General features: G+C 68.9%; 25 protein-coding genes and 1 tRNA gene. 17 read left to right on the top strand and 9 right to left on the bottom strand.

The window, feature by feature from the left end:
- The first annotated feature begins 86 nt into the window (after window positions 1-86).
- On the top strand, window positions 87-3224 hold the full coding sequence (locus tag HCJ94_RS01450) for an ATP-binding protein (RefSeq protein WP_167999105.1): 3138 nt from the start codon (window positions 87-89) through the stop codon (window positions 3222-3224).
- On the opposite strand, the gene HCJ94_RS01445 is transcribed toward HCJ94_RS01450, so the two are convergent.
- The 3 genes from HCJ94_RS01445 to HCJ94_RS01435 all read right to left on the bottom strand — a co-directional run bounded on the left by HCJ94_RS01445 (window position 3208) and on the right by HCJ94_RS01435 (window position 5543).
- A complete protein-coding gene (locus HCJ94_RS01445; RefSeq protein WP_167999104.1) occupies window positions 3208-3957 on the bottom strand; it encodes an ABC transporter permease in 750 nt (249 codons plus the stop codon). The two genes, HCJ94_RS01450 and HCJ94_RS01445, sit on opposite strands and share 17 nt — an antisense overlap.
- Window positions 3954-4895 carry an ATP-binding cassette domain-containing protein gene (locus HCJ94_RS01440; RefSeq protein ID WP_167999103.1) on the bottom strand — a complete coding sequence of 314 codons (942 nt, stop codon included), beginning with the start codon at window positions 4893-4895 and terminating at the stop codon, window positions 3954-3956. The genes HCJ94_RS01445 and HCJ94_RS01440 overlap by 4 nt, the downstream gene beginning before the upstream one ends.
- Before the next feature lie 66 nt (window positions 4896-4961).
- A complete protein-coding gene (locus HCJ94_RS01435) occupies window positions 4962-5543 on the bottom strand; it encodes a dihydrofolate reductase family protein (RefSeq protein WP_167999102.1) in 582 nt (193 codons plus the stop codon).
- Between the two features lie 1670 nt (window positions 5544-7213).
- Here HCJ94_RS01435 and HCJ94_RS01430 point away from each other — a divergent pair.
- Window positions 7214-8212 carry an AlbA family DNA-binding domain-containing protein gene (locus tag HCJ94_RS01430; RefSeq protein ID WP_167999101.1) on the top strand — a complete coding sequence of 333 codons (999 nt, stop codon included), beginning with the start codon at window positions 7214-7216 and terminating at the stop codon, window positions 8210-8212.
- A gap of 503 nt (window positions 8213-8715) precedes the next feature.
- Here HCJ94_RS01430 and HCJ94_RS01425 read toward each other — a convergent pair.
- Together HCJ94_RS01425 and HCJ94_RS01420 are read right to left on the bottom strand one after the other, a co-directional pair.
- Window positions 8716-9465 carry a glycosyltransferase family 2 protein gene (locus tag HCJ94_RS01425; RefSeq protein WP_309227100.1) on the bottom strand — a complete coding sequence of 250 codons (750 nt, stop codon included), beginning with the start codon at window positions 9463-9465 and terminating at the stop codon, window positions 8716-8718.
- A complete protein-coding gene (locus tag HCJ94_RS01420; protein ID WP_167999099.1) occupies window positions 9462-10253 on the bottom strand; it encodes a GntR family transcriptional regulator in 792 nt (263 codons plus the stop codon). Before HCJ94_RS01420 ends, HCJ94_RS01425 begins: the two co-directional genes overlap by 4 nt.
- 155 nt (window positions 10254-10408) lie before the next feature.
- Here HCJ94_RS01420 and HCJ94_RS01415 point away from each other — a divergent pair, with 155 nt between their 5' ends.
- From HCJ94_RS01415 to HCJ94_RS01355, 13 genes are all read left to right on the top strand, one after another.
- On the top strand, window positions 10409-10729 hold the full coding sequence (locus HCJ94_RS01415) for a hypothetical protein (RefSeq protein ID WP_167999098.1): 321 nt from the start codon (window positions 10409-10411) through the stop codon (window positions 10727-10729).
- 246 nt (window positions 10730-10975) lie between these two features.
- Window positions 10976-11911: a hypothetical protein gene (locus HCJ94_RS01410; protein WP_309227099.1), complete on the top strand. Its 936-nt coding sequence runs from the start codon at window positions 10976-10978 to the stop codon at window positions 11909-11911.
- An 86-nt stretch (window positions 11912-11997) separates the two neighbouring features.
- A complete protein-coding gene (locus HCJ94_RS01405; protein ID WP_167999097.1) occupies window positions 11998-12849 on the top strand; it encodes an FtsK/SpoIIIE domain-containing protein in 852 nt (283 codons plus the stop codon).
- Complete coding sequence (locus HCJ94_RS01400; protein ID WP_167999096.1) at window positions 12846-13055, top strand: hypothetical protein; 210 nt, start codon at window positions 12846-12848, stop codon at window positions 13053-13055. Before HCJ94_RS01405 ends, HCJ94_RS01400 begins: the two co-directional genes overlap by 4 nt.
- Window positions 13056-13141: 86 nt before the next feature.
- Window positions 13142-13579 carry a DUF6197 family protein gene (locus HCJ94_RS01395; protein WP_167999095.1) on the top strand — a complete coding sequence of 146 codons (438 nt, stop codon included), beginning with the start codon at window positions 13142-13144 and terminating at the stop codon, window positions 13577-13579.
- A complete protein-coding gene (locus HCJ94_RS01390; RefSeq protein WP_167999094.1) occupies window positions 13579-13881 on the top strand; it encodes a hypothetical protein in 303 nt (100 codons plus the stop codon). Before HCJ94_RS01395 ends, HCJ94_RS01390 begins: the two co-directional genes overlap by 1 nt.
- The gene (locus HCJ94_RS01385) at window positions 13878-14279 is read left to right on the top strand and encodes an RRQRL motif-containing zinc-binding protein (RefSeq protein WP_309227098.1); all 402 of its coding nucleotides are present in this window, start codon (window positions 13878-13880) and stop codon (window positions 14277-14279) included. The genes HCJ94_RS01390 and HCJ94_RS01385 overlap by 4 nt, the downstream gene beginning before the upstream one ends.
- Window positions 14276-14572: a hypothetical protein gene (locus HCJ94_RS01380; protein WP_167999093.1), complete on the top strand. Its 297-nt coding sequence runs from the start codon at window positions 14276-14278 to the stop codon at window positions 14570-14572. The genes HCJ94_RS01385 and HCJ94_RS01380 overlap by 4 nt, the downstream gene beginning before the upstream one ends.
- Entirely contained in the window at window positions 14562-15401 is an 840-nt protein-coding gene (locus HCJ94_RS01375) for a DUF2637 domain-containing protein (RefSeq protein WP_167999092.1), read from the top strand. Before HCJ94_RS01380 ends, HCJ94_RS01375 begins: the two co-directional genes overlap by 11 nt.
- Window positions 15398-15661 (top strand): hypothetical protein, encoded by a 264-nt coding sequence (locus HCJ94_RS01370; protein ID WP_167999091.1) that lies wholly within the window; start codon window positions 15398-15400, stop codon window positions 15659-15661. Before HCJ94_RS01375 ends, HCJ94_RS01370 begins: the two co-directional genes overlap by 4 nt.
- Window positions 15661-17451, top strand: a complete 1791-nt coding sequence (locus HCJ94_RS01365; protein ID WP_167999090.1) for a replication initiator — start codon at window positions 15661-15663, stop codon at window positions 17449-17451. The genes HCJ94_RS01370 and HCJ94_RS01365 overlap by 1 nt, the downstream gene beginning before the upstream one ends.
- A gap of 45 nt (window positions 17452-17496) precedes the next feature.
- Window positions 17497-17706 (top strand): helix-turn-helix domain-containing protein, encoded by a 210-nt coding sequence (locus HCJ94_RS01360; RefSeq protein WP_167999089.1) that lies wholly within the window; start codon window positions 17497-17499, stop codon window positions 17704-17706.
- Complete coding sequence (locus tag HCJ94_RS01355) at window positions 17699-18850, top strand: tyrosine-type recombinase/integrase (protein WP_167999088.1); 1152 nt, start codon at window positions 17699-17701, stop codon at window positions 18848-18850. Before HCJ94_RS01360 ends, HCJ94_RS01355 begins: the two co-directional genes overlap by 8 nt.
- A gap of 46 nt (window positions 18851-18896) precedes the next feature.
- Here HCJ94_RS01355 and HCJ94_RS01350 read toward each other — a convergent pair.
- A tRNA-Gly gene (locus HCJ94_RS01350) sits at window positions 18897-18967 on the bottom strand.
- Window positions 18968-19237: 270 nt separating this feature from the next.
- Between HCJ94_RS01350 and HCJ94_RS01345 the strand changes: the two genes are divergently transcribed.
- Window positions 19238-20239, top strand: a complete 1002-nt coding sequence (locus HCJ94_RS01345) for a zinc metalloprotease (RefSeq protein WP_167999087.1) — start codon at window positions 19238-19240, stop codon at window positions 20237-20239.
- A 77-nt stretch (window positions 20240-20316) separates the two neighbouring features.
- Here the strand turns inward: HCJ94_RS01345 and HCJ94_RS01340 are convergent, their stop codons facing one another.
- Window positions 20317-20820 (bottom strand): pyridoxamine 5'-phosphate oxidase family protein, encoded by a 504-nt coding sequence (locus tag HCJ94_RS01340; protein WP_167999086.1) that lies wholly within the window; start codon window positions 20818-20820, stop codon window positions 20317-20319.
- A 77-nt stretch (window positions 20821-20897) separates the two neighbouring features.
- On the opposite strand from HCJ94_RS01340, the gene dcd reads away from it, so the two are divergent.
- Window positions 20898-21476 (top strand): dCTP deaminase, encoded by a 579-nt coding sequence (gene dcd / locus HCJ94_RS01335; protein WP_167999085.1) that lies wholly within the window; start codon window positions 20898-20900, stop codon window positions 21474-21476.
- Window positions 21477-21632: 156 nt separating this feature from the next.
- Here the strand turns inward: dcd and HCJ94_RS01330 are convergent, their stop codons facing one another.
- Window positions 21633-22646 (bottom strand): C40 family peptidase, encoded by a 1014-nt coding sequence (locus HCJ94_RS01330; protein WP_167999084.1) that lies wholly within the window; start codon window positions 22644-22646, stop codon window positions 21633-21635.
- Window positions 22647-23031: 385 nt separating this feature from the next.
- On the bottom strand, window positions 23032-25227 hold the full coding sequence (locus HCJ94_RS01325; RefSeq protein WP_167999083.1) for a (Fe-S)-binding protein: 2196 nt from the start codon (window positions 25225-25227) through the stop codon (window positions 23032-23034).
- Between the last annotated feature and the right edge of the window lies 1 nt (window position 25228).

Here is a 25228-nt window from a genome sequence, read left to right as displayed (position 1 = left end):
GGCCGGGCCCCGTCACGTTCGTGCGAGCCTTCTGCGCCGCGTCGGCAGTCGGAGGCCGGTCAATCGCCCGTGGCAAGATCTGCTAGGTGCAGATCGGGATGCTCGGACCCTTCGAGGTTCGCATGGCCGACGGCGTCCCCGCCGACGTGCCCGGCGCCCGGCTGCGCGGGCTGTTGATCGCCCTCGCGCTCAACCCGAATCGCGTGGTCCCCAAGGCGACGCTCGTCGACTGGATCTGGGGTGAACACCCACCCTCCGACGCGGCGAACGCGTTGCAGCGCCTGGTCTCCCGGCTGCGGAAGGCGCTGCCGGCAGGGTCGGTCGAAGGGCAGCCGGACGGCTACCGGTTGACGGTGGAACCCGACGCCGTCGACGCCGTACGGTTCGAACGCCTCGTCGGCCAGGCTCGCGATGACGAGGATCCGCAGCGGGTACGGCGGCTCCGCGAGGCTCTCGCCCTGTGGCGCGGTGGGGCCATGCAGGACGTCGGCCTGCCCGACAGCGCGGCGCTCGACGCGGCGGTCACCCGGCTCGAGAGGCTACGCCTGACCGCGATGGAGGATCGGTTCGACGCGGAGATCAACCTCGGCCACGGTGCCGAACTGATCCCCGAGCTGACCGACCTGGTGGCCGCGCACCCGGTGCGCGAACGGCTTGTCATCGCGCTGATGCGTGCCCTCGCCGCGGCCGGTCGCGGCACCGAGGCGCTGCTCGTGTACCAGCGCACGAGCGAAGCCCTGGCCGACGCGCTGGGCGTCGACCCCTCACCGGAGCTGTCCGCACTGCACGTCGCCCTGCTGCGGGGCGAGGTGGGACGGCGGGAGGAGAACCGGAAGACCAACCTACGTGCCGAGCTGAGCAGCTTCATCGGCAAGGACGCCGACGTCGCCGCGGTCGCCGCACTCGTTGCCGAACACCGGCTCACCAACCTGATCGGGCCGGGCGGCTCGGGGAAGACCAGGCTGGCCACGGAAACGGCACGCAGGCTGCTCGACGAGCTGCCGGACGGCGCCTGGCTGGTGGAGCTCGCCGCCATCGGCGCCGACGGTGACGTGGTGCGGGCGACGCTCGCCGGGCTCGGCCTCCGGGACGCTCTGCTCGGCGAGGCACCGAACATGGAGCTGATCGACCGGCTCATCGCGGCGATCCGCGAGCGCGAGGCGCTGCTGATCCTGGACAACTGCGAGCACGTGATCGAGTCGGCGGCGGCGTTCGCCCACCGACTGCTCGGGGAGTGCCGGCGGCTGCGGATCCTGGCGACGAGCAGGGAACCGCTCGGCATCACCGGTGAGGTGCTGTGGCCCGTCGCGCCGCTGGCGTTGCCGGACCGGGACGCCGGCCCTGGCGACATCGAGTCCTCTCCCGCCGTCCGGTTGCTGCGCGACCGGGCGAGCGCGGTGCGCAGGGATCTCGCGGTCGACGCCCACACGTTGTCGACGATGGCGCGCGTCTGCCGGGCGCTGGACGGGATGCCGCTGGCGATCGAACTGGCCGCCGCCAGGTTGCGCACCATGTCCATCGATCAGCTCGCCGAGCGGCTCGACGACCGGTTCCGCCTGCTGACCGGCGGCAGCCGTACCGCGTTGCCCCGGCACAGAACGCTGCGCGCGATGGTCGACTGGAGCTGGGAGCTGCTGACCGACGCCGAACGGGCGGTCCTGCGCAGGCTCTCGGTGTTCTCCGGTGGGGCGGGCCTGGAAGCGGCCGAGCGGGTCTGCGCCGGCGACGCGGTCGAGCAGGAGGAGGTGCTCGAGTTGCTCACCGCGCTGGCCGAGAAGTCGCTGCTGGTCGCCGAGGGCGACGGCGCACCGCGCTACCGGATGCTCGGCACGATCAAGGAGTACGCCGCGCACCGGCTCGCCGAGGCGGGGGAATCGGAGCTGGCGCGCCGCGCGCATCTCGCCTACTTCACCGAACTCGCCGAGACCGCGGAGCCGCAGCTTCGCCGCGCCGAGCAGCTGACATGGCTCGCCACCCTCGAGGCCGAGCACGACAACATCGGATCCGCGATGCGCGGTGCGCTCGCGGCCGGCGAGGCGCATGCGGCGATGCGGCTGGCCGCGAGCGCCGGCTGGTACTGGTGGCTCGGCGGCCACCGGACCGAAGGCATGGAGCTGATCACCGCGGCCACCGAGACGCCCGGCGAGGTGACCGACGAGATCCGGGCCATCGTGTACGCGCTCGTCGTGCTGTTCGTGGGCTCCGGGCCGGGCGACGAACACCATGCGGCGGAGTGGATCCACAAGGCGTACCGGTTCAGCCGGCGCAGTCGACGCAGCCACCCGGGGATGGCGCTCGTCGTCCCGCTGGAACGCATGTTGCAGGCGCCGGGCGCGTTCCTGCCCGCATGGGAACCGTTGCTGGACGACGAGGACCCCTGGGTACGCGCACTGGCCCGGCTGCACCTCGGCAAGATGCGGATCATGCTCGGTCAGGACGGGCGGGACGTCGACGCGTATCTCGAGACGGCGCTCGCCGAGTTTCGGGCCCTCGGCGAACGGTTCGGGATCTCGTTCGCCCTGACCGAGCTGGCGGAGCTGATCGCCGTGCGCGGTGAGTTCGTCGGTGCGTGCGAGCACTACGAACAGGCGATCGCGGTCGTCACCGAGGTCGGCGCCATCGAGGACGTCATCCGGATGCGGTCGCGACAGGCTCAGCTGTACTGGTTGCTGGGCGATGAGGACTCCAGCGCGGCCGCCGTAGCCGAGGCGCAGCGATGCGCGGAACGGGTCACGTGGCCGGGTGCGCTGGCCGTGCTGGCCCTCTCGCAGGCGGAACTCGCTCGCTGGCGCGGCGAGGCCGACGAGGCGGCCCGGCAACTCGGTGTCGCGACGACCTTGCTCGGCGACGAAGCGGAGCAGGCGCACATCCGCGCCGTGACACACGACCTGCTGGGCTACCTCACCGACGATCTCGGCGAGGCGCGAAGGCACCGCGCCGCGGCCTGCCAGGCGGCGGCCGAGGCGGGGCACGCACCCTCGATCGCGCAGGTACTCGTCGGAGTCTCGGACCTGGCCCTACGCCGCGGCCAGTACGAGCAGGCCGCGCGGCTGCTCGCGGCGAGCACCGGCGTGCGCGGACTGCCGGACCGTTCCCACCCGGACGTGGCCCGGATCGAGCAGACAGTGCGGCGCCGCCTCGGCGAAGCGAAGTTCGCCGAGGCGGCGCTGGAAGGCACCCGGACGGGTTGGAGTCAGTTGGTCGCGGTCACGCTCGCTTCGTGAACGTGGAACGCGCCCACAGGTAGCCGACGAGAGCGATGCCGACACACCAGGCGAGGGCGGGGATCGCGTCACCGGCGGACGGTGCGCCGTTGAGGAGCCCGCGGAGGGTTTCGATGATCGGCGTGAAGGGCTGGTACTCCGCGAACTCCCGGAGTCCGGGCCCCATCTTGTCCGCCGGCACGATCGCGCTGCTGAAGAACGGCAGCATGACCAGCGGCACGGAGGCCAGACCCGCCGTTTCCGGCGACTTCGCGAACAGTCCCAGCGCGACCGTGAGCCAGCCGGCCGCGAAGCCGAGCAGCACGATCACGCCGATCGCGCCGAGCCAGTCGAGGAGACTCGCCGATGGGTCGAATCCCAGCAGGAAGGCCACCCCGACGAGGGCCGCGATGGCGACCAGGTTGGTCAGCACGCTGGCGATGACGTGACCGGTCAACACCGCACCACGGGAGACGTGCATGACCTTGAACCGGTTGATGATGCCCTTCGTCATGTCGGAGTTCACCGCCGTCGCGGTGGACCCCAGCCCGTAGCAGACGGCCAACAGCATCAGGCCCGGCGTCGCGTAGTCGATGTAGTCGACACCGACGTTGAACGCGTCTCCGAACATGTACACGAACATCAACATGATCACGATCGGCATCAGGACCGCGTTGAACACCGAGGTCGGGTTCCGGGCGATGTGTTTGAAGTTGCGACGCAGCATGACGATCGAGTGGGACTTGGTGCTCATTTCGCGGCCACCTCCGTGGTACGGCCCGTCAGGGCGAGGAAAACGTCATCGAGGTCCGGTGTCTGCACGGACAGCCCTTCGGCACTGATCGCGTACTCGTCGAGCCGGTCCAGCAGGGCCCGCAGTGACCTGGTCCCGCCATCGCTGGGAATCCGCAGGGCCAGTGCCTCGTCGTCCCGCGTGGAGTCGCCGAGGACCCGCGCGGCCGCGTCGAGTTCGGCGACGGTGGTGAACCGGAGCCGGACGTGCGTCCCGGGGATCTGGCGCTTCAGGTCGTCGGGAGTGCCCTGGGCGACCAGGCGGCCCTGATCGAGTACGGCGATCCGGTCGGCGAGCTGGTCGGCTTCCTCGAGGTACTGGGTGGTGAGGAAGATGGTCACGCCGTCGGCCACCAGGTCACGGATGATCGACCACATCGTGCGACGGCTGCGCGGATCCAGTCCCGTCGTCGGCTCGTCGAGGAAGATGATCCGCGGGTTGCCGACGAGCGTCATCGCCAGATCAAGCTTTCGGCGCATGCCCCCGGAATAGGTCGACACCGGCTTCTGCGCCGACTCCACGAGGTCGAACCGCTCCAGCAGCTCCGTGACGACCCGCTTGCCGTCCCTGGCGGGCACCGGGCTCAGATCGACCATCAGCCGCAGGTTCTCCTGCCCGGTCAGCAGCTCGTCGACCGCCGCGAACTGACCGGTGACCCCGATCGCCGCGCGCACCGCCTTGGCCTGGGTCGCGACATCATGGCCGGCGACGCGCACCGTCCCCGCGTCGGCCTTCACCAACGTCGTCAGCACGTTCACCGTCGTCGTCTTACCCGCCCCGTTCGGACCGAGTAGGGAGAAGATCGTGCCCGCGGGGACGTCCAGGTCGATGCCGTCGAGCACGACCTTGTCCTTGTAGGCCTTGCGCAGCCCTGAGACTGCAATCGCTGAACTTGTCATGCGACCACCATGGGCGCCCGGCCTGTCACCCCCCTGACACGCCGCTGACACGGCCACTGACACGGGTCACACCGGTTCGTACGTGAGCATGAGTACGCCAGTGGTGGTCGGCGTGCAGTCGACGAGCCGCAGCCGTCGCGGCCGGTCCGTCTCCCGGAACAACCGCTTGCCGGTGCCGAGAAGCAGAGGATGCACGAACAAGCGGTAGCCGTCGACCAGGTCGTTCGCGACGAGGTCCTGGACGAGCATGCCGCTGCCCAGCAAGGCGATGTTGCCGTCGCCCTGTGCCTTCAGATCCCGAACGGCCGACCCGGGATCGCCGGCTAACACCTCGGAGTTTGACCAGGTGAGGCTGGTCAGGGTCCGCGTGATGACGTACTTCGGCGTCACGTTGAGGTGCGCGGCCACCGGGTTCTGGTCGGGCCGGCTCGGCCAGAACTCGGCCATCTTCTCGTATGTCCTGCGCCCGAAGAGGTACGCCGTCGTCGACTTCAGCCCTTCGACCGCTGCCGCTCCCTGCACTTCGTCGAAGTACGGCGCGGCCCAGCCGCCGTGCTCGAAACCGCCGTCGCGATCCTCGTCCGGCGGCCCCAGCCCCTGCATGACCCCGTCAAGGGTCACGAACTCGATCACTATCAGCTTCCGCATGGCCTCGCCCCTTACGCGTCGCGGTCGGCACCGCGCCGACCGGTCACCCTCCATACGAACGGGCCGCGGCCACATCGACGGCACAGCGAGAACGTGAGCCCACTGGGGCTCCACCTGATGATCATGGCGGCGCTCCGCGGCTGCGGCTGGCCTGCCACGAAAGACGAAGAAGTGACCGACATGACCAAGGCCCAGGTCGGGAACCGGTCCTGACCTGGGCCTTCGCTTGGAGCGGGTGACGGGAATCGAACCCGCACTGTCAGCTTGGGAATCGCGTTGATCTGTACCGTCAGTAGCCGTGCTCGTGGGCGACTGAACACGGAGCGTTCAGATCGCGGGTGCTGATCTGCCCTTGTTGGCCGGCGTTGACCTCTGCATCGGGCACGCATCGGGCACGCCGAGCGCTTCGACGGCTGCCGGCCGGCTCGCTTGCCTCACGGCCCTGCGTTGCAAAGGCGGCTCGATGCAGTGGACCTACGCTGATCGATGACGGCGATGCGGCGAACGCGCCCCTCCTGCTGCCTCGGCGCTTCCTGAGCCACTACCGTTTCTCGCTACCTTCAGTAGCGGGCGAAGTAGGGGGCGCGCATTATATCGGGACCGTCCGACAAGGACGCTTCCCCAACATGTGGGGAGGCGGCGGGGGAGGCAGCACCAGATGTAGGCAGAGTGATCGGGCTCACTTTTGGAGCGAGCGCGGACCCGGACATACGGATAGTGACGGGACGCCTGGTATCGTGTCCTGAGCAGGCAGAAGCCCCGGCGTCGGATACGTCGGGGTGACGTCCGTCCGGGGTTCTGCATGAGATTGGCCTCTCAGCCAGAACCTTATAGGGGGATCAACGACCCGTGTAGGGGAAGTGGCGTTTCTCTCTGGGCGTGGCGTCAGCGTGCGCATCGCCGGGGTGATGGTCGCCTCGGCGACGACCAGGCCGCCAATGGCCAGGGGGAGTTGACGATGCAGCCTAACTGGGTGCGTGTCAGACTGCGGTGCAACCACCGCGGGCAGACGCTGGAGGGCCTTTGCGTCCCGGTGTCGCGTGGCGTTCCGAACGAACTCCGGTGCCAGCCGGGCGGCGGATCGGCGTCCGGCAGCGGGCCGGACGTCTGCGGCGAGTGCAAGCGCCTCTTGTCGGATCCCGCGCGACTGCGCGATGTCGTGGACGACTTGACGCGCCGGGGCTGGAGTGACCATGTCAAGGCGGGGGCCGTCGTCGTCGCCTGTTAGGTGAGTTGCGGTGTCAAGCTCCGTTGGCCACCTCGCCGGCGGAGCTTGACCGCTATCCCCGAACGGCGATCAGCCATGGATGAGTTCCACGTTAGGCGCGACAACCATGATGCTTGACCTGCTGCATCTTGTAGGTTGGTACAGCATCGTAGCTTGGTACGGAACTACTCCAAGAGTGTGTACCAGCTAGCAGTCGGAGAGTGCCATGGGGGCAAGGCACGGGCAGACCGGGCTACCAGTGCAGTTCGTTCCCTCGCTTGAGCGGCTCCGCATTGGCGACGCTGGCTCGATCGAATATCTGGGATCTGATGGCTTTTTCGGCTCCTATCAAACATTATCTCGGGCAAGCCTGCCATCTCTCCGAACTGCGTTAGTAACAGCGAGTTCGTCGCTTGGATGCCAAGCGTCCAGGCTCGGCTTAGAGCGCCAAGATGGAAGGGTCGTGATCCAGGTAAATTGGACAATGGACGATCCGGGCAACTTCGACCACGACGACTCTTTAGCCGAGAACGCGTTCTTGGCCCTCATGGAAGACCGTCAACTCCTGGTAGGGGTGATGCTGGCCATACCAGGGCGCGATCCTTACGAACCTTTTCCTGAGCTAGAAGGTTTGTTACGGCATTGGGCCAAAGCTCGGAAAACCGAACTCGTCGGGCTGGAGGGGGACTTCTGGAACACGGACATCTGGAAGGCCTACTTCAGCCTGCCTCTGCGGCATCGGACAGTTGAGGAGGCTGCCACCTTCGCTGCCGACGCTGCCGCCATCGCTGACGCATACATAGATGGAACCCCAACGCCCAACGTCTTCGTCGGATTACTGGAGTCAGGCCATGCGCAGGCGCTTCTCGGCCTGTCCGAGTCTCAGAGCTTGGAGTGCAAACGCTCGCTTGAGTTGGACCGGGAGCACGCAAAGCTCAACCTCGCGAAAGACATTGCAGCGATCGCTAACAGCGAGACTGATGGCTTGATTGTCATCGGATTAGAGACGAGGCGTCGTCGGGGCGAGGACTATATTGCCGCACTCCATCCCATCCCAGACGCAGGCAACTTCGTTCGCCGCGCACGGCGCATCGCGGACCGATTCATCTACCCGCCAATCGACGGATTGGTGATTAAGGCTGTTCCCGTAGGGACAACCCCTAATCGGGTCATCTACTGTCTGATACCCAAGCAAGCAGCGGAACTGAAGCCCTTCCTGGTTGCCGGAGCATTTGTTGATGGCAAAGTTGAGGGTGCCCTTATTAGTGTGCCGAGGCGACGAAACGACGAAACGATTCATTTGACCCCTGCATCCATACATGCATTCATGGCTGCCGGTTATGCTCTGTTTCGCAACGCAGAGAAGAGCAAGCCAAGCGTTCCTACGCCATCCCGTCTGCCATCGACCCGCCCTCCTGGGGAGCGGGCCGCCGCCCGGCCCGCCACGTCAAGCGGACCTTGACGGCTCGTACGGACGCTGGCGGGCCGGGCGGTGGTCTGCTCGGCTCGCCCGGGTCGATGGCAGGCGGGATGGCCTACCGCAACCACCCACGGACCGCGACCCGCCGGCGGAGCCCCGGCCATCCTGGAGCCGGAGCGCCCCCGCCGGAGGCGCCCTGACCGCAAGCCCGCGACCGCCGCCAGCCCGCCGACGCGGCCGGCGTGCCCTCCCCTACGCCGCGCGGGCTCGTGGCCGCGCGGCGCGGCCGGCTGCCGGCCCACCATCACCCGGTCAACGATCCTGTAGTTCTGCGGCGGCCCTCCGGGCTTTCCCGCTCTCCGCGCCAGCCGCCGGGCATCAGGCGTGACGGCCGCAGAGCGACAGCGGCAGCGGCCGGCGCGCGCCCAGGCGGCGGCGCGTGCGGCCCGTCAAGGGCCGCCTTGAAGACGTACAGAAAGTTCTCACCACCTTGCCGGCGGCTGGCCGGCTCCGTCCAAGTCCGGCGTGAGCCGCGGGCTTCCGAATCAGCTGCTGGCGGCGCGGTAGAGCGTCTGCAACGCGATGGCTCGGGACTCTATGAGCTGCATGCGGAGCTGCCACTCCTCGGTCGCGGTCCAGTCGCTCTGGGCGGTGATCTGGTCGGCGTGTTTGCGGTATAACAGGCCGGGTTCCGGGATGAAGTATCCGTCGGTGACGACGGATGCGGCGATCAGTAGGCCCGTGTCTTCCCCTCCGGGCAGGGCCATCCAGCCGCCGAGGGCGAGTGCGAGGTTACGTCGGATACACAGCGTCGCTGGGTGGACCGGAAGTCGGTATCCGTTGCTGCGGAAGTAGTTCAGTACGTCGCCCTGGTGAAGGGTGCCGCCTGGCGGGTCGGCGTGTTGCCAGCCGATCGTGGATCCGTCCGGCATCAGGTCGAGCACACTGCATGTGGTCCAGCCGACGTCGGGTCTGCCGGCGAGGATCTCGATGTCGCGAGCGAGGGCGCCGGGTGTGAGCCGGTCGTCGGCGTCCAAGACTCGCAACAGATCCCCGTCACTACGCGCCATGGCCATGTTGCGGGCGGTTCCGGGACCGCCCGGTTTTCCTTCCCCGCTGAGGATGCGCGGGTCATCGGGTAGGGAGGCTGCGACCTTGCCGGTACGTCCGTCCTCCTGGACTAGCCACTCCCAGGTCCATCCGTCTGGCAGCTCCTGGGATTGGAGTGATTCGTAGGCGTCGGACAGGTAGGGGATGCTCGGCGGGTGGACTGGAGTAATGACGGAGATTTTCACTCGGACCACCGCGTGAGCTTCGTTGTGTAGACGAACTCGGTCCGATCGCCGGGAAGTACGACGTTCGAAACCTCGACCACGCAGTCCTTGGTGTCGATGGAGACCTTACGAAGGATGAGCACTGAAACTCCCGGAGGCAGCTTCAAGGCTTCGGCTTCGTCTGCCGAGGGCGGCCGTGCGGTGATCTCGTCAACGATCCGGTCTAGCTCGATGCCGATGGTAAATAGCTGGTTCTGGGTGCCGCCGGGCCATGGCTCGTTGTTGGCGTCGAGCAGTGCGGGGTTCTCGGCAACCACGTCGTAGACCATGTAGGACGTGTTCAAGCTGAGCGGTACACGTTCTTTGCGCGAACTCGTACGGTAGACGCGCTCTAGCATCTTCGCCCCGACCGGAACGCCGAAGAGCCGAGCCAGCTCAGCGCTTGCCGGGACGGTCCGGTATTCAGCCGAGAACTCAAGGTCTTGCATGGTCAATCCGGTGTCTCGTTCGGTTGCGCCTGTGCGGCGTCGCTGTGACTCGGGCAGTCGGGCTCGGTCCTTCTCCCACTGGTACCGGTCGGGAGAGCGGCGCACTCGTTGACGGGGCGCTCGAACGAAGGTGCCTCGGCCGTGGCGGCGATCGACCAGACCTTCTGCTTCAAGCGTGTCCAGCGCTTGCCGAACAACGGGCAGGCTGACCTCGTAGTCGGCCTTCATCTGCTGCTCGTTCGGCAGCTTCGTCCCGGGCGTGGCTTCGCCCGAATGGATCTTTTCGCGCCATTCTGCCGCGATTCGCTCCCACTTGGCCATTCTTCATACTCCTTCACGTCGTCTTCCAGTTTAGGTCTTCATGAAGTCTTGACGCGATCGGACGGCCGGCCGTACATTGTCTGCACGTCTTCATGAAGACATGAAGATGACGGAGTGCACCGAGGAGCGGTGCCCCAAGAAACAGGGAGACGGCTTTGAAGCTGTACGTGGACACCACGCGCAAGCAGGTGACGGCGTCGAAGGACCCGGAGCCGAAGAACGATCAGAACGGTCAGCAGAAGTCCGAGAAGGGCACGGGCCGGCCGATGTGGTCCACCCAGGTCTTCGTGCTCGACGAGACGGGCGGCGAGGTCATCACCATCACCACGGCGGGGACGAAGCCGGAGGTGAAGGTGGGCGACTTCGTCGAGGTCGAGCAGTTGGAGGCCATTCCGTGGGCGACCAACGGGCGTAACGGCGTCGCGTTCCGGGCGGTGTCGCTGAAGCCGAAGACTGGCACGTCGGCCGGCAAGTAGGTCGGTTCGCACGTCGTGCTGTGTGAGCCGCTGGTGTCCGTGGCTCGCTGAAGCGGCCTGACGGTCGCTGACCCAACCCCAAGCGGTTCCGGGAGTGTTCCTGACTCCTACATTCCCGGTCCGGTCGCCACCCGGCAGTGGCGGCAACAGAAGGAAATTTGGCCCGGGGTCGGTACTGACTCCTACATCTGCCGACCCCGGTGCCGTCCACTCATCCGATCCCAACTGGCATTGGGAGGACTCGTCGTGTCCAAGTCTAGCCCCCGCCGGTTCGCCGGCAAGTCAACCGGAACGGTGACGGTCATTGAGGCCAGGGTTCACCGTTCCTCGGCACGCCGCGCGAAGCTGGCGTTCATCCTCACGGCGGTCATCGTCGGCGTACTCGCCGCCGTGGTGGCCGCCTCGTACTGGCACCCGATCGTGGCCCTGATCGTCGGCGCCCTGATCGGTGTCCCCTGCGGTGCCGCCGCCTGGCTGCTCGTCCGCATCTGGCCGGTCCTGCAACGGCTGTGGTGGTGGGCCACCGAAATCGTCCTGGCGGTGCTGCTGCTGACCGCATGGGTGCAGCTCGCCAACCACACCTCAACCGTGGTGATGCTGCTCGTCGTCGCCCTGGTCGTCGGCGTCCCCGCCGCCATCCCGCCGGTTCGCCGCCAGGTCAAAGCCTGGGCGTGGTGCCTGATCGTCCGGCACCGGCTGCGCGTGTGCTTCGCGCAGTTCATCATCGCCAACCAGTCCGGCAGCCTCCCGCTGATCCTGTGGGCACGTCCCACCCCGGTCGGTGAGCGGGTCTGGGTGTACCTGCGCCCGGGTCTGTCGGCGAAGGACCTAGAAGGCCGCCTCGACAAGATCGCGGTCACCTGCCACGCCTCCACCGTGCTCATCGAGCGCGCATCGGAGACCAACGCTGCGTATCTGCGCTTCGACATCAAGCGCCGCGAGGTGCTCGACGCCCGAGTGAACTCGCCCCTGGTCGACCAGATCGACCCGACCGCCCCCGTCTCGGCATCGCCGCTGACGGTGCCCACCGCCCTGGACCTGCCGGACGTCGACGTACCGACGATCACCCTCCCGGCACAGGGCAAGCCCGCCGCCAAGAAGCCGACCAACTCGGCCAACGGCAGCACGCCCGCGGCTGACACGTCGTCCGCGCCGGACGACGACGTTTCCGACTGGATCTGATCCCTACCCAACCCGGGACGCGAGGAGCCCTGCGGCTCGTTCGTGTGGCTTCTCGCGCCCACCAACCGCCCAAGGGAGGGCACACCATGACCAGCGCGACTCCCGCCCCCGCTTCCGGGGTGCCGGTGGGTCCTGGCCTGTCGATGTTCGATCCGCTGTTTATCGGGATCGATGAGTTCGGCCAGCCCGTCTATCTCGACGTCATCTATCGCAACATCCTCGCCGCCGGAGAACCGGGCGGAGGGAAGTCCGGCCTGCTCAACAACATCGCCGGTACCGCCGCCCTGTGCGACAACACCCGCCTCGTGCTGTTCGACGCGAAGCTTGTCGAACTCGGCCCCTGGCGCGACATCGCCGACGAGTTCGTCGGCCTCGACATCGACCATGGCCTCAATGTTCTGCGCCGGCTCCTGGTCGTCGCCAGCAACCGCTACGCCTGGCTACTCGCTCACCGGCGCCGCAAGCTCGCCCCGACCGATGGCCTGTCGGTCATCGTCACCATCATCGACGAACTCGCCATGTTCTCCACCGTCCTGGGCACCAAGGCCCAGCAGGAAGAGTTCTCGACCCTCCTGCGCGGCCTGGTTTCCCTCGGCCGGGCCTGCGGAATGCCCGTGGTTGCCGCCACGCAGCGGCCGTCGTGGGACATCATTCCCGCTTCGCTGCGGGACCTGTTCGGCTACCGGGCTGCGTTCCGCTGCACCTCGCTGAACAGCTCGAACATCATCCTGGGTCAGGGCTGGGCCGAGCAGGGCTACACCGCCTCGGACATCTCGCCCACCAACCAGGGCGCGGCCTACCTCCTGGCCGAAGGCGGCGTTCCCCGCCGCATCAAAGCGGCGTATCTGACCGACGCCGACATCTACAACATCGCCGACTACGCCGCCTGGATCCGCCGCCCCGCCGGTGCCCGCCTCGATCTGGGGTTGGCGGCATGACCACCCGCGACCGTACCCAAGCGCGCGCGAACAACCAGCGCGCCAACCAGTACACCGAAATGTGGGTCGTCGGCTCTCCGGAAGACCTGGCCGTGATGCTCCACGCCGCCAGCGCCACCGGCCGACTCGTCTTCGTCTCCGCCCCGCAACGCATGGGCGGTGACGACACCCGGCACCGCCGCTACCTGCGGCTGCGCTCCACCTGAAGCGGCCGACAGGACCGGACCACGCCTGGCAGCAACGCCGGTCCTGCCGACCTTCGACCAAGCCCTCCCGAAAGGACGTGGCTGCCATGAAGGCTACCCACAAACCGCACACCCTCGCGCCGGTCACCCCGGCCGACCTGCTGCGGATGGCTGCCCTCTACCTGCGCCGGCACGGCTGGCACCAGGGCACCTACTACAACACCACCCCGGACACCCTGACCCCGCCGGCCTGCGCCGCCGGGGCCATCGGCATCGCCTGCGCCGGCCACCGCGTCGAGCACTTCGCCCAGCTCGACCCCGACGCCCTGGCCGACTACCTCGCCACCCTCGGCGCACTCGTCGACTACCTCGACGCCTTCCACCCGCTGTTCCTCGTCGACGAGGACGGCTTCGTGATCGACGAGCACACCTCGCCCTACTCCTGGAACGACGACCCGGCCCGCAATGCCGAGCAGGTCATCACCGCCCTGGAAGCGGCGGCTGACGAGTGGGACCGCCTCCACACCACGGGGGGCGAGAACTGATGTTCACCGTCAAGGCGTCCTTGACGCACACCCCGTCCCGGCGCAAGCGGCGTGAGGTCGTCGAGAACGACGAGTTCGCCGCGTTCGCCCGCCGCATCATCCGCGCCCACGGCCGCCGCGTCGCCGCCGGCGACGTGGAAGCCCTCCGCGACCTGGTCGCCCTGTCCGCCCAGCTCGACGACGCCATCGGTGAGGCAGTGATCGGCCTCCGCGCCTTCGGCTACTCCTGGGCGGAGATCGGCGCTCGGCTCGGCATCTCCAAGCAGGCCGCCCAGCAGCGGTGGGGCGGTGAGAAGCCGTGACCGACCTTCGCAGTCCCGACCTCGACCAGTTGGCCGAGCGCACCGGCATCCGGGTCGAGTTCTACGACCCGACCGGCACCCGCTACGGGTTCCCCACCTTCCCCTACCAAACGGCACCGGACGGCCTGGCCACCCGCCGGCAACTGCGCGCCGCCGGCCTGCGTCCGGGAGGCCACGACCCGGTGGCCCAGATCCTGTGGCGGCGCGGCAAGCGCGTCGCCTACCTCTACCGCCTCGACCTCGCCGCACCGAAGCGGACCGCCACGCCCGCCCAGCGCGAGGCCATCGGCAAGGCGCTTCGGGCTCGCCGCACCTGCCGCCTGTGCGGCGTCGTGCGCCCCTACTACATCTCCCGCCGCTACGGCTGCTGCTTCGACTGCCACGGAGGCACCCGATGAGCTTCAACCTTGCCGATCCCTGCGTGTGGTGCATCGAGGGCAACACGCCCGCCGGCATCCACGACGTCCTCGGCCCCGTCTACAAGCCCTGTCCGGTCTGCTTCGGCCGCTGCGTGCTGTGTGAGGGCGAGGGACTGTTCCCGGCCGCCTTCACCTGCCTGCCCTGCTTCCGCCAGCAGCTCGCCGCCCGAGGGCTGGCCCCGATCATGTGCGCCCACTGCGCGGGCGTGGTCGACCTCATCCCCCTCGACACGCTCCCCGCTGCTGCGGAGGTGACTCCCCATGCCCACTGACCCGCACACCGTGACTGAACAGTTCGCCGCCGAGTACGCCCGCAATGCCGTGCCCACCATGCTCAAGGCAATCGGCTCGATCAAGCGGTACAACCGGTTCGTTCTGCTCGGCGCGCTCGCCACCAGCTACCTGCACCAGGCCCACTACCTGTGGACCCAGAAAGCCGGCTACTTCGCGTACCTGGTGCCGCTGATCTTCGACGCCGCGATGGTGTCGATGCTGACCGTCGTCCGCACCTCCGGCATCGCCCGCGACGCCAAACGGGGAGCACTGGCAGTCTTTTCCGGTGCCGCCCTGCTGTCGGCCACCATCAACTTCGCCTCCCCCGGCAGCCTCGGATTGCGGCTCGTCTTCGCCCTGGTCGTCGTCCTCGTCATCGGCGTCGAGCTAGTCGCCGGACGCATCCGACCCGACTTCGCCGCCATCGAAGCCGAAGCCTCCGCCCTGCTCACCGCCGCCCGCGACCTGGCGGCCAAGAACCAGGACGACAACAACCCCACCGACACCCCGGCCGCCGCGCCGGCCGTCGACACCACCCCGGCACCGTCGCCGGCTGTCGACACCCCGCCGCCGGCTGCGCCGGCTGTCATCGAGGCACCCGTCAACCCGGTGCCGATCGCCCGGCCCGAGGTGCCCGCGCACCTGGTACCCACCGCCCGGTTCGTCATCGGCCGGCACGAGCAGAGCACCGGCCGCCCCATCACCGTCGACGAGCTCGCCGGGCTGCTGTCGGTCGGCCCGGACATCGCCCGGGAACTGCTGCACACCCTGAGCGGCCACACCCCGGCCGCCGTGAACGGCACCCCCGTGACGGGTGGTGCCCGGTGACCATCCACGTCGTCGACATCGTGCACGTCACCCACACCTGCCCGGCCTGGTCCGGCGAGCCGCACATCTACGACACCCGACGCACGGTCATCCACGTCATCCCCGGCGGCCCCTGCCGGACCCCGGTCACCATCCGCTGCGGCGGCGTGACCGCCACCATCCCCTGCTACCGGCACGAACCGGCCGACCGCCAGTGCGGCGCCTGCCGACTCATCGTCACCCAACACACCATCACCACCCGGCCCGAGGTGGCCGCTTGATGGCGTCGACGCTGGACCCCACACCCCGGACCACGGCCCGGGGTGTGGGCTCGAACGCCGACACCATGCCCGTGCACGGCTACACCGCCGCCGGCTCCGCCTTCCAACGGGCCACCCAACCGGACTACTTCGGCTGGCTGGAACACGTCCGCGCCGCCGCCGGCTGCACCCGCCCCATCCGGCTCGCCGGCCACCTGTTCACCGTCGAGCCCGGCACCGGGCGCGTGCTCGACCAGCGGCACACCGACGCCATGCCCGACGCCGCGATCTACAAGGCGTGCGGCAACCGCCGATCCCGCGTCTGCCCGGCCTGCGCGCAGACCTACCAGCGCGACGCCTACCAACTTCTGCGCGCCGGCCTCGTCGGCGGCAAGGGCGTCCCCGACACCGTGTCGCGGCACCCGGCCGTGTTCGCCACCTTCACCGCCCCGTCCTTCGGCCCCGTGCACAACCGGGCCGTCAAGCGGCACACCTGCGCCGACCGGCGACGCTGCGACTGCCGGCCCGACCCCTGCCACGCCCGCCGCACCACCGACCCCGCCGCCGGCCTCTGCCCCCACGGCCGCCCCGCCGTCTGCTGGGCGCGCCACGAGCCGGATGACGCCGTGCTCGGCCAGCCGCTGTGCCTGGACTGCTACGACCACGACCACCAGGTGGTCTGGAACCTGTTCGCCGGGGAGCTATGGCGGCGCACCAAGCAAGCCGCGGAACGCTGGCTCGCCCAACTCGCCCGCCGACGCGGCATCCCGCGGGTCCCCGTCGTCACCCCCTCCGGCAAGGTGCGCAAGGTCCCACCCGTGCGGCTCTCCCACGGCAAAGCCGCCGAATTCCAGGCACGCGGCGCGGTCCACTTCCACGCCCTGATACGCCTGGACGGCGTCGACCCCACCGACCCGGCCGCCGTCGTCCCCCCGCCGCCCGGGTTCACCGCCGCCGACCTCGACGACGCCCTCCGCCACGCCGCCGCCCAGGTCGCCTACACCACTCCCGCCCACCCCGACCGCCCGGAAGGCTGGCGGATCGTCTGGGGCGAGCAGCTCGACATCCGGCCCATCTCTCTGACCGGCCGTGGCGAGGTCACCGACAGCATGGTCGCCGGCTACCTTGCCAAGTACGCCACCAAGAGCACCGAGGCCACCGGGCACAGCTCCACCCGCCTGACAGCGGACAGCATCGGCGACTACGCCGACCCGGACGGTGACCACACCGCCCGCCTCATCGACGCCTGCTGGCGACTCGGCCGACCCACCGGCACCCCCGTCCCGCTGTCGAAGCGGCCTCGGGATCACCGACCCCGGCCCGGCTTTGTCGACCGCTGGGAGTGCCCGGACTGCGGCACTCACACCCGCTACGCCGCCTGCCCCGTGTGCGTCGCCGAGCGTCAAGCCGCCCTTGACGCCGAACCGACGAAACCGGCCAGCACCAACCCCTACGGCCGGCTGCGCCGGTGGGCGCACATGCTCGGCTTCGGCGGCCACTTCCTCACCAAGGCCCGCCGCTACTCGGTGACCTTCCAACTCCTGCGCGACACCCGCGTCACGTACCGGCGCAGCGAGGACCAGGACCAGGCCGCCGGCGAGCCCATCCGGGCGGTCGACCACCTCGACGAAGAAACCACCCTCGTCGTCGGCACCCTCACCTTCGCCGGGGTCGGCTGGCACACCACCGGTGACGCGCTGCTCGCCAACACCGCCGCCGCCCTCGCCCACGAGCGACACGCCGCCGGCCGCGAAGAACTCGCCCACGAACTCGCCACACCCCCGGCCGACACCGCGCCGGCCGTCGCCTGACCAATGAGAAAGGAGACCGTTCTGAACGAACCTCGCGACGTCGACATGCTCACCGTCGAGCAAGCCGCGCAACGTCTCGGCACCGGAGTGCGCTTCGTGCGCCGCCTCGTGTCCGAGCGCCGCATCCGCTTCTACAAGGTCGGCAAGTACGTCCGGTTCCACCCCGACGACATCGCCGACTACATCCGCCAAGGCCAGGTTGACCCGATCCGACCCGTCCTCACCTACACGAAGGGAGTACCCACCTATGCCTAGCAAGCGCCGCTTCGGCCGCGTCCGCAAACTGCCGTCCGGTCGCTTCCAGGCCCGCTACCGCGACCCTGACGGCATCGACCGACCGGCACCACACACCTTCGCCACCAAGACCGACGCCGACCGCTGGCTCACAGCCGTCGAGTCGGACATCATCCGGGGAACCTGGCGTAACCCCGACCTCGGCCGGGTAGCGCTCGGCGACTACCTCACAGAATGGATCGAGCACCGTCCCGGCCTGCGCCCCCGGACCCTCGACCTCTACCGGTGGCTGCACCGCAAGTACATCGCACCGCGCATCGGTGCCTACTTCCTCAACGACTTGACGCCCGGTGCCATCCGGGCATGGCGGGCCGACCTGCTCGCCGACGGCGTGAGCGCCACCATGGCCGCCAAGGCGTACCGACTCCTGCGAGCCGTGCTGAACACCGCCGTTGATGACGAACTGATCCGGCGTAACCCCTGCCGCATTCAGGGCGCGGGCATTGAACGGCCGGCCGAGCGGCCCACCGCAACTGTCGCCCAGGTCTTCCGGCTCGCCGACATCGTGCCGCGCCGGCTGCGCGTGCTGATCCTGCTGGCCGCCTTCGCCAGCCTCCGCTACGGCGAGCTGGCAGCCCTGCGCCGCCGTGACTTCGACCCGCGCTGTCGGACTCTCACGGTCCGCGCCACCCTGGTCGAGCGCCAAGACGGCACCCTGACCTTCGGACCGCCCAAAACCGATGCCGGCCTGCGGTCCATCACCATCCCGGCGGCGATCCGTCGCGACGTGCGCGAGCACCTGGACGAGTTCGTCGACGACGACCAGGACGCGCTGGTCTTCACCGGAGCGACCGGCGCGGTCCTGCGCCGCTCCAACTTCCAGCGCACCAGCGATTGGCGGCGCTCTGTCGCGGCGGTCGGCCTGCCCGGCTTCCACTTCCACGACCTGCGACACACCGGTAACACCCTGGCTTCACGAACCGGGGCGAGCCTCGCCGACCTGATGGCCCGGATGGGCCACGCCTCGACCCGCGCGGCACTGATCTACCAGCACACCGCACGCGAGCGTGACGAGCACATCGCAGACGGCCTCAGTGACCAGATCAAGAAGAGCCGCGATCGGGCACGCAAGGGGCACGACAAACCCAAGAAGCGAACGGCATGAATGAGGCCCAGGTCGGGAATGTGTCCTGACCTGGGCCTCAACCCGGAGCGGGTGACGGGAATCGAACCCGCACTGTCAGCTTGGGAAGCTGATGTTCTGCCATTGAACTACACCCGCAGGCGGCACCACTGTACCTGAGGCCGGGCCCTCCCTGCACCCAGGTACCCGGCGACACGGCCGGCGCCGCCGACCAGCCACCCGGGGACCGGGACGGGCTGGACACCGGCCACTCGAACATCGATCATGGGTCAACCCGTGGCAGCAAAAAGTTTCTTCCCGGCAATATATGGTCGTTCTCAAATCTGTCTATGGGTTGTAACGTCTGCCACACGTTTCCAGCCACGGCGCGACACACCCCCTGCTGCGCCGCCAGAAAGAGGTGGGCCCATGGGACTCCGTCCCAACCTGCTGACTCGTCGTAACGCCGGCATCGCGTCGACGTCGTTCGCTCTGCTCCTCGGTGTCGCGACGGTCGGATTCCTGCCGACCGCCGCTCCCGCCAGCACGCCTCTCGCCGCCCCCGCGGTGAGCGAGACGTGCTTCCTGGGTGGCGCGATGGCCAAGGCAAAGGCCCGACCGGGCGCCGCGGCCAAGCACGACCCGAACCAGCTGACCCTCGGCCAGGTGCAGGCCCGTGAGGGCGAGCTGGCCGACCTGATCCAGGAGCGCGCCAAGCGGAAGGGTGTGCGCTCTACGGTGTCCGCAGCCACCGCGTCGGTCACCATCCCCGTCGTGGTGCACGTGATCCAGCGGGACGCCACGCGGGCCGGCGGCAACATCCCGGACTCGATGATCACCTCGCAGATCAACGTGCTGAACCAGTCGTTCAGCGGGGCGACCGGCGGTGCGTCCACGGCCTTCGCCTTCTCGCTCCAGAAGATCAACCGGGTCACCAACCCGAGCTGGTACCCGATCGTGCAGGGCTCCTCGGCGGAGCGGGCGATGAAGACCTCGCTGCGCACCGGCGGCAAGAGCACGCTCAACATCTACCTGGGCGAACTGAGCGACGACCTGCTCGGCTGGGCGACCTTCCCGAAGCGGTCGCTGGACAAGATGGACGGCGTCGTCGTGCTGAGCGAGTCGCTGCCCGGTGGCACCGCGACCAACTACAACCTCGGCGACACCGGCACCCACGAGGTCGGCCACTGGCTGAACCTCTACCACACCTTCCAGGGCGGGTGCGGCGGCTCGGGTGACAGCGTCAGCGACACCCCGGCCGAGGCCTCCCCGGCCTTCGAGTGCCCGACGGGTCGCGACACCTGCACAGCGCCGGGTCTGGACCCGATCACCAACTTCATGGACTACACGTACGACAACTGCATGTACCAGTTCACCGCGGGCCAGGCCAGCCGCATGCTGACCGCCTGGAACGCGTACCGGGCGGCGTAGCTCCCGGCGTACCCGATCCGGTGCCGGCTCCGAACCTCGGAGCCGGCACCGGCGTTTTCCGGCCCGTTTCCGAAGCGTCAGGCCGCGGGACGAGCGAACGCGACGTGGGCGTCGGGCGCGCGGTGGGCGCCCGGATCGAGCCAGACCTGGACGGCCGGCCGCGCGATCCCGCCGGCGGAGTCGTGGCGGGCGAGCATCGCGACGTCGATGGTGAACTCGAAGAGCCGCCAGTCGACCTGGGAGGCCGCGCGGTGCAGGCGGGCCAGGCGGGCCACCCGGGCCGGATCGGTCACCGGGCGGGCGTGGCCCGCGACGTACGCCTCGTCGTCGCTCTCCTCGGCGGGGAAGGAGTGGAGCGCGTAGCGCCCGTCGCGCTCCAGGTCGCGCCGTTTCGGCGAGTCGATCACGAAGCAGAAGAGGCCCTCGTCGGTGACGACCGGAGAGACCGGATGCACCCGGGGGCCGCCGTCGGCGCGGACCGTGGCCAGGTAGCCCAGGCCCGGCCCGTACTGCTGGAGGAGACGACGGATCCCGTCGGCGAGGCGGGGCTCGTCGGCGGCGAATTCGGACCAGGAAGCCATGCCGGCATTCTATCGAACAAATGTACGAAGAGCACGCCGCCACCCGACTCCGCCGCCGCGCTCGCTATGGTGGTGCGATGCTGCTCTCCGACCGCGACCTGGTCACCGAGATCAAGGCCGGCACGCTGGCGCTGGAGCCGTTCGACCCCACGCTGGTGCAGCCGTCGAGCATCGACGTACGGCTGGACAAGCTCTTCCGGGTCTTCAACAACCACCTCTACACGCACATCGACCCGTCCCGGCAGCAGGACGACCTGACGTCGGTGGTCGAGGTGCCGGACGGCGAGCCCTTCGTGCTGCACCCCGGCGAGTTCGTGCTCGCCTCGACGCTCGAGGTGATCTCGCTCGGCGACCAGCTCGCCGGCCGTCTGGAGGGCAAGAGCTCGCTGGGCCGGCTGGGGCTCCTCACCCACTCGACCGCCGGCTTCATCGACCCGGGCTTCTCCGGCCACGTGACGCTGGAGCTGTCGAACGTGGCGAACCTGCCGATCACGCTGTGGCCGGGCATGAAGATCGGCCAGCTCTGCATCTTCCGCCTCTCCTCGCCGGCCGAGCATCCGTACGGGTCGGCGGTCTACGGGTCGCGGTACCAGGGGCAGCGTGGGCCGACGCCGAGCCGCTCCTGGCAGAACTGGCGCACCTGGCCGACCCGCTGACACACGGCCGGAACAGGCCCGCACCCGAAGCAAGGCCGGCACCGCCGCGTCCGCACCGCGACGCTCCGTGCGGCCGGCGTACGACACAGCGACACCCCGGAACGCGACGAGGGCCCCGGACGACATGCCCGGGGCCCTCGGTCCGAGGTGGACGGATCAGCTGGGTCGGCGGAAGCCGGCGACCGGCATGTAGTTGATGCTGGCGACCATCACGTCCTTACCGGTCCGTGGCGCGTGCACCATTTTGTCGCCGCCGAGGTACAGGCCCATGTGGTGCAGGTCGCTGTAGAAGAACACGAGGTCACCGGGGCGAGCCTCCGACCTCGGGATCGCCTTGCCCTCGTTCCACTGGTTGCCCGTGTGATGGGTCAGGTAGATGCCGGCGGCCTTGTACGCGTACTGGGTCAGGCCCGAGCAGTCGAAGCCGTTCGGACCGGCGGCACCCCAGACGTACGGCTTGCCGATCTGCGCGCAGGCGGTCCGGATGGCGATCCGGGCCGCCTCGCTGACCACGCCGTTGATGGTCGGGCACCCCTCGGTCTTCACCGTGGTGACCGGCAGCGAGGCCTCGAGTCGCTTGATCTCGGCGTCGATCTTCTTCTTCTTCGCCTGCAGCTCCTGCTCCTGCTTCGCCTCCTCGGCGATCAGCGCGTCGAGCTTGCGCTTCTGGTCGTCGTACTTCTTGCGGATCGCCAACACGCCCTCGAGCTCCTTGCGCTCGTGGGCCGCCAGCCGCTCCAGGATGGCGAGCTGCTCACCGAGGAGATCGGGATCCGAGTTGACCAGCAGCGCGCTGATCTCCTGGGACGGGCCGGTCATGTAGTACCGGGAGGCGAGGTCGCCGACCCGGTTCATCGCCATCTCGCTCTCCATGGCGAGCGGCGTGATCTTCTTCTGGAGTTCCGCCGCCTTCTTGACGTTGGCCTTCTTCTGCGCCCGGACCTTGTTGTACTGCTCGATGGTGGGCTCCAGCTGCTCCCACTGCTTGTCGATCGCAGCCTCGATCTCGTCCACCGACGGCTCCGCGTACGCGGGCGCGGCGAGCGCGCCGGCACCGATGGCAGCGGCGGCGACCAGGGTGAGCAGACGGTGGACGGCCCGGCGCAGGCCGCCCGGACGGCGGGACCGTCCCGGAGCGGAATGATGAGGGGGCGTGGTTGCCACCGGCACCGACTCCTTTTGCAACCTGACCGCCGGGCGCCTCGCGACGGGGAAGAGGGGCGAGGCAGACGATCCACAGCGGCCGACGACCCACACTAGGGAAGGTCCGTAACGGAATCAAGGTGGCCGACGTCCTCATCACTGCAGCGCAACCGTGCGCGCACACGGGGTGCACGACGCCGGGGACGGTGACAGTCGTCGATACGACACCGGTTGGCCCGGCGAGGTCACCGTCAGGAGATGCCCCGTCACGGGCCAGCGGGCTCGCCACGGACCTGTCCGAGCAGGTGCTGGACGGCTTGGTCACCGCGGCCGTCATCGTGACGACCACGTCCCGACACGACGACGGCGGCGGCACCGTCGGGTGCCGCCGCCGTCGGATCAGGCGTACGCGTCAGCCGGCGACCGGCTCGCTCTCCTTCTCGCCCGGCGCCTGCTGGGGCTTGACCGAGCGCAGCAGCACGCTGGCCACGTCGACCACCTCGACCTGCTCCCCGGCGCCCTTGCCGTTCACGCCGTCGTTCAGCATCGTCGAGCAGAACGGGCAGCCGACCGTGACGGTCTTCGCACCGGTGGCCATGGCCTCCTCGACCCGGTCCACGTTGATGCGCTTGCCGATCCGCTCCTCCATCCACATCCGGGCGCCGCCGGCGCCGCAGCAGAAGGAGCGCTCGCTGTTGCGCGGCATCTCGGTGATCTCGCCCTTGATGGCGTCGCCCAGCACCTCGCGCGGCGCGGCGAAGACCCGGTTGTGCCGGCCCAGGTAGCAGGGGTCGTGGTAGGTGACGCCGCCGTCGACCGGCTGCACCGGGGTCAGCTTGCCGGTGGCGACCAGGTGGGCCAGCAGCTGCGTGTGGTGGACCACCTCGAACTCGCCGCCGAGCTGGCCGTACTCGTTGCCCAGGGTGTTGAAGCAGTGCGGGCAGGTCGCGACGATCTTCCGCTTGCTCTTCTCGCGGCCCTCGAACGCCTCGTTCAGGGTCTCGACGTTCTGCTGGGCGAGCATCTGGAAGACGAACTCGTTGCCGATCCGGCGGGCCGGGTCGCCGGAGCAGGTCTCGCCCTCGCCCAGGATCGCGAACGTGACGCCCGCCTCGTTGAGCAGCGTGGCGACCGCCCGGGTGGTCTTCTTGGCCCGGTCCTCGAAGGCGCCGGCGCAGCCGACCCAGAACAGGTACTCGAAGTCGTCGACCTCGCCGACCCGCGGCACCTCGAAGTCCAGGCCCTTGGTCCAGTCCTCGCGGGTGTTCTGCGGGGCGCCCCACGGGTTGCCCTTGTTCTCCAGGTTGCGGAGCATCACGCCGGCCTCGGACGGGAAGCTCGACTCGATGAGGACCTGGTAGCGGCGCATGTCGACGATGTGGTCGACGTGCTCGATGTCGACCGGGCACTGCTCGACGCAGGCGCCGCAGGTGGTGCAGGACCACAGCACGTCCGGGTCGATGACGCCGTTCTCCTCGGCGGTGCCGATCAGCGGCTTGTCGGCCTCGGCGAGCGCCAGCACGTCCACGTGGGCGAGCTGCGCGGCGGTCGCCTTCTCCTCACCGGTCAGGTCCTTGCCACCGCCGGCCAGCAGGTAGGGGGCCTTCGCGTACGCGTGGTCGCGCAGGCTGAGCACCAGCAGCTTCGGCGACAGCGGCTTGCCCGTGTTCCACGCCGGGCACTGCGACTGGCAGCGTCCGCACTCGGTGCAGGTGCTGAAGTCCAGCAGGCCCTTCCAGGTGAACTGCTCGACCTGGGCGACACCGAACTGGTCCTTCTCCGGGTCGGCCTCCTCGAAGTCGAGGGGCTTGCCGTTGCTGGTCATCGGCTTCAGCGCGCCGAGGCCGGAGCCCTTCCGGCCCGGGTTGCGCTTGAAGAAGATGTTGGGGAACGCCAGGAAGCGGTGCCAGGCGACACCCATGGTGACGTTCAGCGAGATCACGATGAGCCAGGTCATCGAAATCACGATCTTGATGACGGCGGCGATGCTGACGCCGGCCTCCCAGTTCGGCAGCAGACCGCCGACCGCGTGGCTGAGCGGGGCCGCCCAGACCGGGTACTCGAAGTGGTCGGTGGCGACCTTGAAGCCCCGGATGAGGAAGCCCATGATCAGGACGGCGAGGATGATGGCCTCGACGAAGTAGCCCTGCCACATGGTCGAGCCGGTGAACCGGGACTTGCCGCCGGGCCGGGTCGGGCGGTTCCTGAGCCGGATCGTGATCAGCACCAGGATGCTGACGATGCCGAGGATGCCGAGCCACTCGGTGACCAGGCCGTAGAGGGCCCACCCGCCGACCAGCGGCAGCCCGCCCGTGGCGGAGACGACCTCGAAGTACGCCTCGAGCACGAGCAGCGACAGCACGATGAAGCCGACCATCACGAACCAGTGCGCGGCGCCCACGACGCTCCACCGCAGCATCCGGGTGTGGCCGGCGGTCTCGGCCAGCATGGTCTTCGCCCGGGTGGCCTTGTCGCCGAAGCGCGTCGGGTCGGGCTGACCCAGCCGGATGACTGCCGTCATCTTCATGACCGCCCGTACGGCGAGCCACACCGCCACGGCGGTGATGGCGGCCGCGACGATCGTGGTGACGATCTGAACGCTGCCCATC

Origin of the sequence: Micromonospora thermarum (genome assembly GCF_012034245.1) — a bacterium.
In the GTDB taxonomy this organism is placed as follows: Bacteria; Actinomycetota; Actinomycetes; order Mycobacteriales; family Micromonosporaceae; genus Micromonospora; species Micromonospora thermarum.
This window is presented reverse-complemented; position numbering and strand designations above follow the sequence as displayed.